Origin of the sequence: Enterococcus columbae DSM 7374 = ATCC 51263 (assembly GCF_000406925.1) — a bacterium.
Classification (GTDB): Bacteria; Bacillota; Bacilli; order Lactobacillales; family Enterococcaceae; genus Enterococcus_E; species Enterococcus_E columbae.
On sequence record NZ_KE136347.1, the window covers coordinates 1,048,075 to 1,061,143 of the forward strand.

General features: G+C 40.2%; 6 protein-coding genes, 14 tRNA genes, 2 rRNA genes and 1 pseudogene. 4 read left to right on the plus strand and 19 right to left on the minus strand.

Translation table 11 applies throughout. The annotated features are described in order from the left end of the window. Positions 1 to 17 precede the first annotated feature (17 nt). Both RK02_RS12100 and RK02_RS04875 read right to left on the minus strand, forming a co-directional pair. The gene (locus tag RK02_RS12100) at positions 18 to 2,456 is read right to left on the minus strand and encodes a hydroxymethylglutaryl-CoA reductase, degradative (protein WP_016183146.1); all 2,439 of its coding nucleotides are present in this window, start codon (positions 2,454 to 2,456) and stop codon (positions 18 to 20) included. Positions 2,457 to 3,065: 609 nt separating this feature from the next. Further along, the gene (locus RK02_RS04875; protein WP_016183147.1) at positions 3,066 to 3,290 is read right to left on the minus strand and encodes a hypothetical protein; all 225 of its coding nucleotides are present in this window, start codon (positions 3,288 to 3,290) and stop codon (positions 3,066 to 3,068) included. A gap of 521 nt (positions 3,291 to 3,811) precedes the next feature. Between RK02_RS04875 and RK02_RS04880 the strand changes: the two genes are divergently transcribed. The 4 genes from RK02_RS04880 to RK02_RS04895 all read left to right on the plus strand — a co-directional run bounded on the left by RK02_RS04880 (position 3,812) and on the right by RK02_RS04895 (position 8,259). Beyond that, positions 3,812 to 4,966 carry a hydroxymethylglutaryl-CoA synthase gene (locus RK02_RS04880; protein ID WP_016183148.1) on the plus strand — a complete coding sequence of 385 codons (1,155 nt, stop codon included), beginning with the start codon at positions 3,812 to 3,814 and terminating at the stop codon, positions 4,964 to 4,966. A 569-nt stretch (positions 4,967 to 5,535) separates the two neighbouring features. Continuing rightward, on the plus strand, positions 5,536 to 6,507 hold the full coding sequence (locus RK02_RS04885; RefSeq protein WP_016183149.1) for an ABC transporter substrate-binding protein: 972 nt from the start codon (positions 5,536 to 5,538) through the stop codon (positions 6,505 to 6,507). A 37-nt stretch (positions 6,508 to 6,544) separates the two neighbouring features. Then, on the plus strand, positions 6,545 to 7,456 hold the full coding sequence (locus RK02_RS04890) for an ABC transporter permease (RefSeq protein ID WP_016183150.1): 912 nt from the start codon (positions 6,545 to 6,547) through the stop codon (positions 7,454 to 7,456). After that, positions 7,456 to 8,259, plus strand: a complete 804-nt coding sequence (locus RK02_RS04895; protein WP_016183151.1) for an ABC transporter ATP-binding protein — start codon at positions 7,456 to 7,458, stop codon at positions 8,257 to 8,259. The genes RK02_RS04890 and RK02_RS04895 overlap by 1 nt, the downstream gene beginning before the upstream one ends. Positions 8,260 to 8,376: 117 nt before the next feature. Here the strand turns inward: RK02_RS04895 and RK02_RS12580 are convergent. From RK02_RS12580 to RK02_RS04975, 17 genes and pseudogenes are all read right to left on the minus strand, one after another. Then, positions 8,377 to 8,532: pseudogene (locus RK02_RS12580) on the minus strand (hypothetical protein); the annotation flags it as partial. 176 nt (positions 8,533 to 8,708) lie between these two features. Further along, positions 8,709 to 8,780: transfer RNA gene (locus RK02_RS04900), tRNA-Gln, on the minus strand. 7 nt (positions 8,781 to 8,787) lie between these two features. Next, a tRNA-His gene (locus tag RK02_RS04905) sits at positions 8,788 to 8,860 on the minus strand. A gap of 43 nt (positions 8,861 to 8,903) precedes the next feature. Further along, positions 8,904 to 8,987, minus strand: a tRNA-Leu gene (locus RK02_RS04910). A 24-nt stretch (positions 8,988 to 9,011) separates the two neighbouring features. Further along, positions 9,012 to 9,082, minus strand: a tRNA-Cys gene (locus RK02_RS04915). Between the two features lie 11 nt (positions 9,083 to 9,093). Next, positions 9,094 to 9,165: transfer RNA gene (locus RK02_RS04920), tRNA-Gln, on the minus strand. Between the two features lie 7 nt (positions 9,166 to 9,172). Further along, positions 9,173 to 9,245 (minus strand) — tRNA-His (locus RK02_RS04925). A gap of 2 nt (positions 9,246 to 9,247) precedes the next feature. Then, a tRNA-Trp gene (locus tag RK02_RS04930) sits at positions 9,248 to 9,321 on the minus strand. 4 nt (positions 9,322 to 9,325) lie between these two features. After that, a tRNA-Tyr gene (locus RK02_RS04935) sits at positions 9,326 to 9,406 on the minus strand. Positions 9,407 to 9,408: 2 nt separating this feature from the next. Continuing rightward, a tRNA-Phe gene (locus tag RK02_RS04940) sits at positions 9,409 to 9,484 on the minus strand. Between the two features lie 15 nt (positions 9,485 to 9,499). Beyond that, a tRNA-Asp gene (locus tag RK02_RS04945) sits at positions 9,500 to 9,575 on the minus strand. 5 nt (positions 9,576 to 9,580) lie between these two features. Beyond that, a tRNA-Val gene (locus RK02_RS04950) sits at positions 9,581 to 9,653 on the minus strand. Positions 9,654 to 9,657: 4 nt separating this feature from the next. Further along, positions 9,658 to 9,729, minus strand: a tRNA-Glu gene (locus tag RK02_RS04955). An 11-nt stretch (positions 9,730 to 9,740) separates the two neighbouring features. After that, positions 9,741 to 9,830 (minus strand) — tRNA-Ser (locus RK02_RS04960). 44 nt (positions 9,831 to 9,874) lie between these two features. Then, a tRNA-Asn gene (locus tag RK02_RS04965) sits at positions 9,875 to 9,948 on the minus strand. Positions 9,949 to 9,953: 5 nt separating this feature from the next. After that, positions 9,954 to 10,069 (minus strand): 5S ribosomal RNA (gene rrf, locus RK02_RS04970). Positions 10,070 to 10,133: 64 nt separating this feature from the next. Further along, positions 10,134 to 13,045 (minus strand): 23S ribosomal RNA (locus RK02_RS04975). Between the last annotated feature and the right edge of the window lie 24 nt (positions 13,046 to 13,069).

Here is a 13,069-nt window from a genome sequence, read left to right on the forward strand (position 1 = left end):
AACTGTAAGCTTTCAACTTACAGTTTATTTTTTTTTCGATAATCAGTTAATATAGCGCTAGCCTGCGCTTGATTCATCGGTGATTCAAGCAATTTTTGGGAAACATACTTGATTTCTTCACCTTTGGCACCTACACTCATCGCTAAAGAGCGAGCTTGCATTTTCATGTGTCCCTTTTGAATCCCTTCGCTAACAATCGCTCTTAAAGCCGCTAAATTTTGTGCTAACCCTACAGCAGCAGCTAATTGACTAAGTTCAACGGCATCGTTTAAATCTAGCAATTCCAAAGCTTCTTTTGCTCTTGGCAAGATTTTCGTTGCACCACCAACTGTTGCTAATAAAAGCGGTAATTCAATGCTACCATATAAGACATTATCACGAACCTGCCAATCAGTTAAGCCTTGATAGCTACCATTGCGAGCAGCATAGGCATGGATAGCAGCAGCACAAGCTCGGGTATCATTACCGGTAGCTGAGACTAACGCATCAATCCCATTCATAATTCCCTTATTATGCGTAACTGCCCGATATGGATCTAACTTTGCCACAGAAGCAGCCATGGCGATTTTTTGAGCTACCTTCTTCCCCTCACCCAGCTTATCTAATTGATGGAAAGGAATTTCAACCTGAGCTTTAACCACAGCCTCTGTATTATAATTAGTCAAAATTGCAAATAAAACCTCTATATCTAAAACGGCTTTAAGATGGGCGGCTAAAGCTTCTAAAACCGTATTTAACATATTCGCACCCATCGCATCTTTAGTATCCATCAATACATCGATACTCATTAAATGCCCCTCATCTAATAGACGCGTTTCAATTGCTCTTATACCGCCTCCTCTTTTAACAATGGAAGGATAGGCATCGTTGGCTACTTGGATTAATTCTTGTTCATGTGCTATCAGCCATTGCGTAAGCTCTTCAGCAGCATCTAGCGTTAAATCGGCTACCACGATCTGTCCACGTGCCCAACGTTTTTCCATGGTTGCTCTAAAGCCACCGGTTGATCGTGCCATTTTAGCAGCGTAACTACAAGCAGCCACTACAGAAGGCTCCTCCGTAACAAACGGTACATAATAGGTCTGATCATTTACAACAAATTCTGGCACAATCCCTAATGGTAAAGCAAAGTCAGTTACTTGATTTTCAATTAAATGCTCAAAAACATCTACTGGTAAAGCAATCTCTGACCAGGATGCTTGTGTTGTTGCATCAATATATCCTTGTTGCTTTAAATAATCTCGTCTTTGATTGCTAGAAAGTTGCTGGAATTTTTTTTTTTCAAAAGTATCGATTGACTCTACCTCGATTAACATAGCTAACCCAAGTCCTCCACCAATACATAAAGAAGCAACCCCAAAACGTGCGTTTATCCGGCGTAGTTGATGAATTAAAGTCGTTAGAATCCGTGCACCACTCGCTCCAATCGGATGACCTAAAGCAATTGCCCCACCAGCAATATTCACCTTTTCCTCAGGGATTGCTAATTCTTTAGCTACCACGATAGAAGAAGCAGCAAAAGCTTCATTAATTTCAAATAAATCAACCTCTGATAAAGAAATATCAGCCTTCTCCATCAAACTTTGAATCGCCTTGATTGGTGAAATCCCCATAATCGCTGGATCGATTCCAATCTCACTGGTTGCTTTGATGGTGGCTAAATAAGGAATATTGTGGGCGACTGCATAACTTTTAGCTGCTAAAATAACTGCCGAGGCACCATCATTAATTGGTGAAGCATTTCCCGCAGTAACCGTTCCGTCTTCTTTAAAAACGGTTTTTAATTGGGCTAGCTTATCTAGTGAAGTATCAAAACGAATACTCTCATCTTGATCATAAATTGTTTGCCCTACCGTTATTGGGACGATTTCTTCTTTGAACCAGCCACTTTCTTGGGCAACTTGGGCCTTTTTTTGTGAATTAAAAGCATATTCATCCTGAGCTTGTCTGGTAATTTGATATAATTCGGCAACATTCTCAGCAGTTAAGCCCATATGTTTGCCACTTAATGCATCAGTCAGCCCATCTACGAGCATCACAGGCTTAGGGGTAGTATAGCTATCACTTGCCTTATCATACTGACTAACATGAGGCGCATTCGTCATGTTTTCTGTCCCACCAGCCAAGACAACCTGCGCCTTGCCTAATTGAATCTGTTCCATTGCTAATATAATTGCTTTTAAGCCCGAACCACAAACTTCATTGATCGTCATGGCTGGCACAGCTTGATCTAGACCAGCATTTAAACTAATCTGACGTGCCGTATTCTGCCCACTTCCAGCTTGCAATACTTGACCAAAAATAGTTTGATCAACTCTATCTTTTATCTGCGGATGACGATTAAATAACTCTTGTGTTAATTTTGTCGCTAAATCTACAGCATTGATTTCTTTATACATCCCACGAAATTTTCCAATTGGTGTTCGCAGTGCATCAATAATTACTACTTCTTCCACATTAACACCTCCAAATTGAAATATATCATTCTTTGACCAAAAAAAAAATACAAACACTTGTAATTTATTGTTATTCTAAAAAAATTTTAAATTGTAGTTAACTATAATTGAATCTTTTTAATAATCGCTTATTTAAAAAGGCGTTGATTTAACTATATCTAGTGCTAAATTAACAATCACTTAATAAGCAGACGAAAAGATCAAGTTAGGATTTTAGTGTATTAAATATTTATAGTAAACGTACTATTCAATTGGATTGTAATAGATGGAGTTGTGCTAGAGAAAAAAAGATTCCAAAATCGGATTTCACTTTCTCAGCAGTATCCACCTACTAAAACAAATACACGATAACGGCGAAAAACGCTAATTAGCGAGAGGAAACGTGCCTCTTTCATCAAATTAGCGCATAACTATTATGAACAAAAATATTTTTACATTTTTGTGCTGATTTTTAGTGTTATCTGCCTAAAATTTAATTACTTGGTTTACACTACGATTCGTTAAATAAAAAGACTTGACGATACTTTTCTTATAATTTCATTGTTACTATACATGATGGTATACATAAGTAATTTTTCATTGACAGCACCTAATCAGTTCTATAAAACACTAACAACTCACATATTCCAACATTTTACCAACAAAATTTTCATCATCATTCTCTGTTTTAAATGCTACAGAATTTTTAGAGTCAAACATTACGACCGGTTTATAAAGCTTATCGCCTATTTTATAGGAGTTATATCCATAAAAATTGTTGTTAATTTTTTCAAGATATAAAATCGTATATGGTCCTATCTTGTTTTGACCGATTATTCTTTGGTGCTTTTCCATTTTTCTTTCACCTATTTCTATAAATCGATTTTATTCCTTTCAATTGAACATATATTTTTACATTTTCTTCAAAATACAGTATTGCATTTTTTCAATTTCCATTAACCTTCTTTTTACATAGCTAATCTACTAATTTCATTATACCATTTCCATTAACATTTAAGAAAATCTTCTAGCAAATAAACTTTAATATATGTTTTATTCAATTCATCCATAACTATTTTCAACTTTTTTTGTAACCAATTCTATATCTCATAAAAGTTTATAAAATTTGTTTATACAGTGGTTAATCAACGCAGTACCTCACTAGAACTTTCCCCACCTTATTCAACAAAATGTTCATTATAGAAAAATAATCTTAGCATAGAAGCCTATTAATTAAATTATATACTGCCCAAAAATACAAACACTTGTAATTTATTGTTATTCTAAATATTTTTTAACAATATAAACATTTCAATCCCCAAAATAGCAAAATTATGCTATGTTATTATAGTAGCTTATTGAAGGGAGTTAATAGAATGAATGTAGGTATTGACCAAATTAGTTTCCATGTGCCAAATTTCTATGTTGATATGACAGAGTTAGCACAAGCTAGAAACGTTGATCCTGGTAAATTTCTAATTGGAATTGGACAAGAAAAAATGGCCGTAAACCCTAAAACTCAAGACATTATTACATTTGCCACGAATGCTGCAAAACAAATTTTAACAGCTGATGATTTAGATAAAATTGATTTAATTGTTGTTGGGACCGAATCAAGCATTGATGAATCCAAAGCATCTGCAATTATTTTGCATCGCTTACTTGGAATTCAGCCATTTGCACGTTCCTTTGAAATTAAAGAAGCCTGCTATGCTGGGACAGCCGGCCTACAAATGGCTTTAAATCATGTTCGTTTACATCCAGATAAAAAAGCGCTGATTATCGCTTCAGATATTGCGCGCTATGGGTTAAACTCAGGTGGGGAACCCACTCAAGGTGCTGGAGCTGTTGCTATTTTAGTTGCTGCTAACCCAAGAATTTTGACAATTCATGAAGAAAGCCTAGCCTTGACACAAGATATTTATGATTTTTGGCGACCAACCAATCATGACTATCCATTAGTAGACGGACCATTATCAAATGAAACGTATATTGAGTCATTTAAACAAGTATGGCAAACATATAATCAGCAATTTAACCAACAAATTAGTGACTATCAAGCTTTATTATTCCATATTCCTTATACGAAAATGGGGAAAAAAGCTTTACAAAGTATCTTAGCTGAAGCAGATGAGCAAACGCAAACCCGACTATTAAATCATTATGAAGCAAGCATTACCTATAGTCGTCAAGTTGGTAACTTATATACAGGTTCGTTATACCTTGGTTTGATTTCTCTACTAGAAAATAGTCAAGATTTAACTCCATCACAAAAAATTGGCCTATTCAGCTATGGTTCTGGTGCTGTTGCTGAGTTTTTTACAGCCAATTTAGTCGAAGGATATGAAAAACAATTACAATCAGCACTACATCAAAAGTTATTAACCTCAAGAATCAAATTGAGTATTGATGAATATGAAGAAATGTTTAATGATCGTTTGGATATAACAATTGATCAAACGTTTAATGACAGCTATCCTTATAGTATTCAATCCATTCAACAAACCATACGGCAATATCGTGAAAATTAAACGAAGATGGACAAGCAATTTGTCCATCTTTTTTAATAAAGGTTGTGCAACAACTTGATCAGACACGAGCGGATAAGTTATCCAGAATGGCAAGAATATGTAAAAATGGGTTAAGACTTACCTATATAGTCAATTGGACAAGTTAGCCTTTCGTAAAACATTGATTGACGAAAAGACTTAATCAATTCACATAAAAAACTCAAAATAGTTTCATTTTTTCATTGACTTTTAATATAAAGTTAATTATAATTCAAGTAATTCAACTGGAAGGAACGATTGTTTATGAATAGAAAGATAAAACATCCACACCAATTGAATAGTTTTTACTTTAGCTATTTTAGATAGACTTGTATTCAGCATTATGGATACAAGTAGCAATGTGATTTGTATCTATAATGGCTAGAGCTTTTTACTGTGAATTTTAGCCATGTAGACACCCTAGATGGCTGAAAACTTTTGATATGATTTCATCACCATTTAGGCATATTGCTTAAATGGTTTTATTTTTATCTAATATTTTTTAAAGTTCCTTCTCATTGATTATTACTTTATCGAAAGGTTTGATAAAAATGAAAAAGAAAAAAATGTTAACCTCACTAGTTGTCTTAGCTAGTGCATTATTATTTGCGGCTTGTGGGAATACAAAACAAAAAACTGATAATGAACAAAAGACAGTGGGTGTCCTACAGATTGTTCAACATCCTTCTTTAGATGCTGCCTATAAAGGATTCAAAGAGGGCTTAGCTGAAGGTGGCTATAAGGAAGGAAAAAATATTAAATTCGATTATCAAAATGCACAAAATAATCAGGATAATCTAAAAAGTATGAGTGAAAAATTAGTAAAGGAAAAAGCTGATTTACTCCTAGGTATTGCCACACCTTCTGCTCAATCATTAGCGAATGAAACCCAAGATATACCTATTGTCATCACTGCCGTAACTGATCCTGTAGCAGCAAAATTAGCTAAAAGTTTGAAAAAACCTGGATCCAATGTGACCGGAACAACTGACATGGTACCTATTGCTAAACAGATTGAATTACTACTAAGTATCGTACCAAATGCCAAAACAATAGGTATTATGTATAATTCTGGGGAAGCAAATTCTAAAATTCAAGCTGATTTGGCCGAAAAAGCTCTGAAAAAAGCTGGTGTGAAAATTAAAACCTTAACAGCAAACACTACTAACGATGTCCAACAAGTAACTACTAGTTTAGCAAAAGATGTTGATGGTATTTACATTCCAACAGATAATACCTTTGCATCTGCTGCCGCTGTTATTGGTGAAGTGGCCAAACAAACAAAAACACCAATCGTTGCTGGTTCAGTAGAACAAATTGAAAAAGGTGGTTTGGCAACATATGGTATTGACTACACGGAATTAGGTAAGCAAACTGGATTAGTTGCTGCTAAAATTCTAGATGGTAAAGCCAAGCCAAGTACTACTGCAATTGAATCTGCAAAAGAGCTAAAATTAGTAGTAAATGAAGAAATGGCTAACGCACTAGGAATTGATCCGGATAGTATTGTTGCACCAGAATAATAAAATAGATTTAAATTTTGATTGGGGATAAATTATTATGAGCATAATTAGTAACATACCTCTTCTGTTACAATCAGCTGCTGCACAAGGCATCTTATGGTCTTTATTAGCAATTGGGGTATTTATCACATTTAGAATTTTAGATATCGCTGATTTAACAGCTGAAGGAAGCTTTCCATTAGGTAGTGGTATTGCAGCAATCAGTATTACACATGGCGCTAGTCCGCTTATTGCCACACTTTTAGGTTTTGTTGGTGGTGTTTGTGCTGGCTTTATTTCAGGAATATTACACACCAAATTAAAAATTCCAGCTTTGCTTGCCGGAATCATTACGATGACCGGTTTGTACTCTATTACTTCACGTGTAATGGGAGCACCAAATATCGCCTTACTTGGTGAAGACACCATTTTTACTTGGTTACAAAATATAGGATTGACAAAGGTGAATGCTGCCATCGTAACTGGCTTAATTATCACAGGAATCGTTATCTTCCTACTATATCTATTTTTTAGAACAGAAATTGGTTTAGCTATACGATCCACAGGAGATAATATTGAAATGAGCCAGGCTAATGGAATTAATACAGATAATATGAAGTTAATTGGCTATATGATTTCAAACGGCTGTATCTCGTTATCTGGTGCGCTGATTGCACAAAATAATGGTTTTGCCGATCTAAATTCTGGTGTGGGGACCATCGTTATTGGTTTGGCATCGATTATCATTGCTGAAGTTTTGTTTAATAATAAGCCATTATGGCTACGTTTTATCACCATTATTATTGGAACCATTATTTATCGTTTTATACTAGCGCTTGTCTTTGAATTTAATGTAGAGCCTAGCGATTCAAAACTCGCTTCCGCAATTGTATTAGTCATTTGTCTATCCCTTCCACAATTAAGACAAAAACTTGGCTTAAATCGTTTGATTAAAGGAGGGAAAAAATAATGACCCCTGTTTTACAAATTACCGATTTGCATCAAATTTTTGAAAAAGGAACAATTAATGAAAATCATGTTTTAAAAGGAATCAATTTAACGATTGAACAAGGTGAATTTATTACTATTATTGGTGGAAATGGTGCAGGAAAATCAACTTTATTAAATAGTATTGCCGGAGCCATCCCTACAGATATCGGAAAAATTGAGCTCAATGGCCAAGATATTACCAAACAATCTGTAGTTAAACGTTCTGGTCAAATCAGTCGCGTCTTCCAAGATCCTAAATTAGGCACTGCTGTACGTTTAACTGTTGAAGAAAATATGGCTATTGCTCTAAAACGTGGACAAAAAAGAGGCTTTGCATCTGGTGTAAAAAGTAAAAATCGCCAATTCTTCAAAGAACAACTTTCCAAGCTTAATCTAGGCTTAGAAAACCGTTTGACTGCTGAAATTGGCTTATTATCTGGTGGACAACGTCAAGCAATTACCTTATTAATGGCTACTTTGATTCGTCCTGAATTAATTCTATTAGACGAACATACAGCTGCCTTAGATCCCAAAACCTCGGCAACTGTAATGGCACTAACGAATCAACTGATTAAAGAACACGAATTGACCGCATTTATGGTTACTCATGATATGAACGATGCGATTAAATATGGCAATCGCCTGATTATGTTACATCAAGGAAAGATTGTTGTTGATGTCAAAGGTGAAGATAAAGCTAAATTAACAGTCCCAGAATTGATGGAAATGTTCCAAAAAAATAGCGGTAGTCAATTAAATGACGATCAATTATTGCTAGGTTAAAGATAGTAGTCAGCTAAATCAATCATAAATTGACAGTGTTTAACAACTAAATACTAAAAACTTACTCGATAAGACCGGACTCTCTCTGTCAAGTGGAGCTTGAAATCATCAAATAATTTAAGTAGCCTGATTCCTGAATACTAAAGGAATCAGGCTTTTTCTGTTAAGATGATATCGCTTAGAATTGTAAAAATAGATGGAATAACCCTTCACTTCAACTAAGTTATCATCATTCGGAAAGAAATGATCATCGTAAGCTTCAGTCTTGAAATGTCCAAATAAGAACTCAGTTAGGACATAACTCTACACTTCCCAACTTACGATGAAAAACGTGTTCGCCCAGCTTGTATCATCATTACGAATTCTCTGCCATAGAGCCATTCTTGCTTTCATATTATGAAAGTCTAAAAAGAGCACAAAAAAAAGCAGCTGAACTAGCTGCTAACCAACTGGGGTAGCTGGATTCGAACCAACGCATGAGGGAGTCAAAGTCCCTTGCCTTACCGCTTGGCTATACCCCAATAAAAGGGCGAATGATGAGAATCGAACTCACGAATGCCGGAGCCACAATCCGGTGCGTTAACCACTTCGCCACATTCGCCATAATTATTCAAATAAAAAACTAAGACTTACATCTTAGTCAATACCGGCGGCCGGGGTCGAACCGGCACGCCCTCGCGGGCACTGGATTTTGAGTCCAGCGCGTCTGCCAATTCCGCCACGCCGGCATGATAGAAAAATAAAGTGTTACAAGGCGGTAACCGGATTTGAACCGGTGATGAAGGTTTTGCAGACCTCTGCCTTACCACTTGGCTATACCGCCATATAAACCAACTGGGGTAGCTGGATTCGAACCAACGCATGAGGGAGTCAAAGTCCCTTGCCTTACCGCTTGGCTATACCCCAATAAAAAGGCGAATGATGAGAATCGAACTCACGAATGCCGGAGCCACAATCCGGTGCGTTAACCACTTCGCCACATTCGCCATGGCAGGGGCAGCAGGAATTGAACCCACACTAACGGTTTTGGAGACCGCTGTTCTACCTTTAAACTATGCCCCTATAATGGAGGAGAGTGGATTCGAACCACTGAACCAAAAGGAACGGATTTACAGTCCGCCGCGTTTAGCCACTTCGCTACTCCTCCAATGGTGGCGCGGGACAGAATCGAACTGCCGACACATGGAGCTTCAATCCATTGCTCTACCAACTGAGCTACCGAGCCACAATATTTAAATAATGGCGGTCCCGACGGGATTTGAACCCGCGATCTCCTGCGTGACAGGCAGGCATGTTAACCCCTACACCACGGAACCGACAATGGAGATTAACGGGATCGAACCGCTGACCCTCTGCTTGTAAGGCAGATGCTCTCCCAGCTGAGCTAAATCTCCAAAATGATCCGTACGGGATTCGAACCCGTGTTACCGCCGTGAAAGGGCGGTGTCTTAACCACTTGACCAACGGACCAATAGTAAAAACGGAGAGTAAGGGATTTGAACCCTTGAGACAGTTATTAACCATCTACATGATTTCCAATCATGCTCCTTCGGCCTCTCGGACAACTCTCCAGGCAAAAAGAGCGCAATACTCTTTTCTCTCTTAATAAGAGATACTCCGGCAGTAGGACTCGAACCTACGACATCATGATTAACAGTCATGCGCTACTACCAACTGAGCTATGCCGGAATCAAGCGTGGCGACGTCCTACTCTCACAGGGGGAAACCCCCAACTACAATCGGCGCTAAGAAGCTTAACTTCTGTGTTCGGCATGGGAACAGGTGTATCCTTCTTGCTATCGCCACCACACTATTTATTGAGTAAATTGCTTCACTCAAAACTGGATTTGAAGGTCATCAATCTACCGATTTTTTTGGTTAAGTCCTCGATCGATTAGTATCAGTCCGCTCCATATATCACTATACTTCCACTTCTGACCTATCTACCTGATCATCTCTCAGGGATCTTACTTTCTTAAAGAAATGGGAAATCTCATCTTGAGGTGGGCTTCACACTTAGATGCTTTCAGCGTTTATCCCTTCCCTACATAGCTACCCAGCGATGCCTCTGGCGAGACAACTGGTACACCAGCGGTAAGTCCATCCCGGTCCTCTCGTACTAAGGACAGCTCCTCTCAAATTTCCAACGCCCGCGACGGATAGGGACCGAACTGTCTCACGACGTTCTGAACCCAGCTCGCGTGCCGCTTTAATGGGCGAACAGCCCAACCCTTGGGACCGACTACAGCCCCAGGATGCGACGAGCCGACATCGAGGTGCCAAACCTCCCCGTCGATGTGGACTCTTGGGGGAGATAAGCCTGTTATCCCCAGGGTAGCTTTTATCCGTTGAGCGATGGCCCTTCCATGCGGAACCACCGGATCACTAAGCCCGACTTTCGTCCCTGCTCGAGTTGTAGCTCTCGCAGTCAAGCTCCCTTCTGCCTTTACACTCTTCGAATGATTTCCAACCATTCTGAGGGAACCTTTGGGCGCCTCCGTTACCTTTTAGGAGGCGACCGCCCCAGTCAAACTGCCCATCTGACACTGTCTCCCACCACGATCAGTGGTGCGGGTTAGAGTGGCCATAACGCAAGGGTAGTATCCCACCAGCGCCTCTGCCGAAACTGGCGTCCCGGCTTCTACGGCTCCTACCTATCCTGTACATGCGGTACAGACACTCAATATCAAACTACAGTAAAGCTCCATGGGGTCTTTCCGTCCTGTCGCGGGTAACCTGCATCTTCACAGGTACTAAAATTTCACCGAGTCTCTCGTTGAGACAGTGCCCAAATCGTTACGCCTTTCGTGCGGGTCGGAACTTACCCGACAAGGAATTTCGCTACCTTAGGACCGTTATAGTTACGGCCGCCGTTTACTGGGGCTTCAATTCGTACCTTCGCTTGCGCTAAGCACTCCTCTTAACCTTCCAGCACCGGGCAGGCGTCAGCCCCTATACTTCATCTTACGATTTTGCAGAGACCTGTGTTTTTGATAAACAGTCGCTTGGGCCTATTCACTGCGGCTGCTCATAGAGCAGCACCCCTTCTCCCGAAGTTACGGGGTCATTTTGCCGAGTTCCTTAACGAGAGTTCTCTCGCTCACCTTAGGATTCTCTCCTCAACTACCTGTGTCGGTTTGCGGTACGGGTCGTTGTTTTCTCACTAGAAGCTTTTCTTGGCAGTGTGACATCAGAAGCTCGGTCGATCTTAATCAACCTCCCCATCACAGCTCATCCTTATAGTGACAAGCATTTGACTCATCACAAGACTTACTGCTTAGACAAACTTTTCCAACTGTTTGCTCTTCCTAGCCTCCTGCGTCCCTCCATTGCTCAAACAAAAACAACGAGTACAGGAATATCAACCTGTTGTCCATCGCCTACGCCTGTCGGCCTCGGCTTAGGTCCCGACTAACCCTGGGCGGACGAGCCTTCCCCAGGAAACCTTAGTTATTCGGTGGACAGGATTCTCACCTGTCTTTCGCTACTCATACCGGCATTCTCACTTCTAAGCGCTCCAGCAGTCCTCACGATCTACCTTCAACGCCCTTAGAACGCTCTCCTACCATTGCACCTAAGTGCAATCCACAGCTTCGGTAGTATGTTTAGCCCCGGTACATTTTCGGCGCAGGGTCACTCGACTAGTGAGCTATTACGCACTCTTTAAATGGTGGCTGCTTCTAAGCCAACATCCTAGTTGTCTGTGCAACCCCACATCCTTTTCCACTTAACATACATTTGGGGACCTTAGCTGGTGGTCTGGGCTGTTTCCCTTTCGACTACGGATCTTATCACTCGCAGTCTGACTCCCGGATATAAATGAATGGCATTCGGAGTTTATCTGAATTCGGTAACCCGAGATGGGCCCCTAGTCCAAACAGTGCTCTACCTCCATCATTCTCACTTCCGAGGCTAGCCCTAAAGCTATTTCGGAGAGAACCAGCTATCTCCAAGTTCGTTTGGAATTTCTCCGCTACCCACACCTCATCCAAACACTTTTCAACGTGTCCTGGTTCGGTCCTCCAGTGCGTTTTACCGCACCTTCAACCTGGACATGGGTAGATCACATGGTTTCGGGTCTACGACTACATACTCACTCGCCCTATTCAGACTCGCTTTCGCTACGGCTCCGTCTCTTCAACTTAACCTCGCATGCAATCGTAACTCGCCGGTTCATTCTACAAAAGGCACGCTATCACCCATTAACGGGCTCTAACTTGTTGTAGGCACACGGTTTCAGGTTCTATTTCACTCCCCTCCCGGGGTGCTTTTCACCTTTCCCTCACGGTACTGGTTCACTATCGGTCACTAGGGAGTATTTAGCCTTGGGAGATGGTCCTCCCGGATTCCGACGGAATTCCTCGTGTTCCGCCGTACTCAGGATCCTCCTAGGGGCTTACAACATTTCACCTACGGGGCTTTCACCCTCTTTAGCTGACCTTTCCAAGTCATTCGGCTATCTTGCTTGCTCCCACATCGGAGTCCTACAACCCCAAGATGCAAGCATCTTGGTTTGGGCTGGTCCCGTTTCGCTCGCCGCTACTCAGGGAATCGATTTTTCTTTCTCTTCCTGCAGGTACTTAGATGTTTCAGTTCTCTGCGTCTACCTCCTTTAAGCTATGGATTCACTTAAAGGTAATATCCTATTAAAGATATTGGGTTCCCCCATTCGGAAATCTCCGGATCAAAGCTTACTTACAGCTCCCCGAAGCATATCGGTGTTAGTCCCGTCCTTCATCGGCTCCTAGTGCCAAGGCATCCACCGTGCGCCCTTATTCACTTAACCTTCGATCTGTGCGATCAGATCTTT

Excerpts from the sequence above, each read along its gene's own strand:
- RK02_RS04885 (WP_016183149.1), top strand. The coding sequence starts at position 5,536 with ATGAAAAAGAAAAAAATGTTAACCTCACTAGTTGTCTTAGCTAGTGCA.
- RK02_RS04875 (WP_016183147.1), bottom strand. The coding sequence starts at position 3,290 with ATGGAAAAGCACCAAAGAATAATCGGTCAAAACAAGATAGGACCATAT.
- RK02_RS04890 (WP_016183150.1), top strand. The coding sequence starts at position 6,545 with ATGAGCATAATTAGTAACATACCTCTTCTGTTACAATCAGCTGCTGCA.
- RK02_RS04895 (WP_016183151.1), top strand. The coding sequence starts at position 7,456 with ATGACCCCTGTTTTACAAATTACCGATTTGCATCAAATTTTTGAAAAA.
- RK02_RS04880 (WP_016183148.1), top strand. The coding sequence starts at position 3,812 with ATGAATGTAGGTATTGACCAAATTAGTTTCCATGTGCCAAATTTCTAT.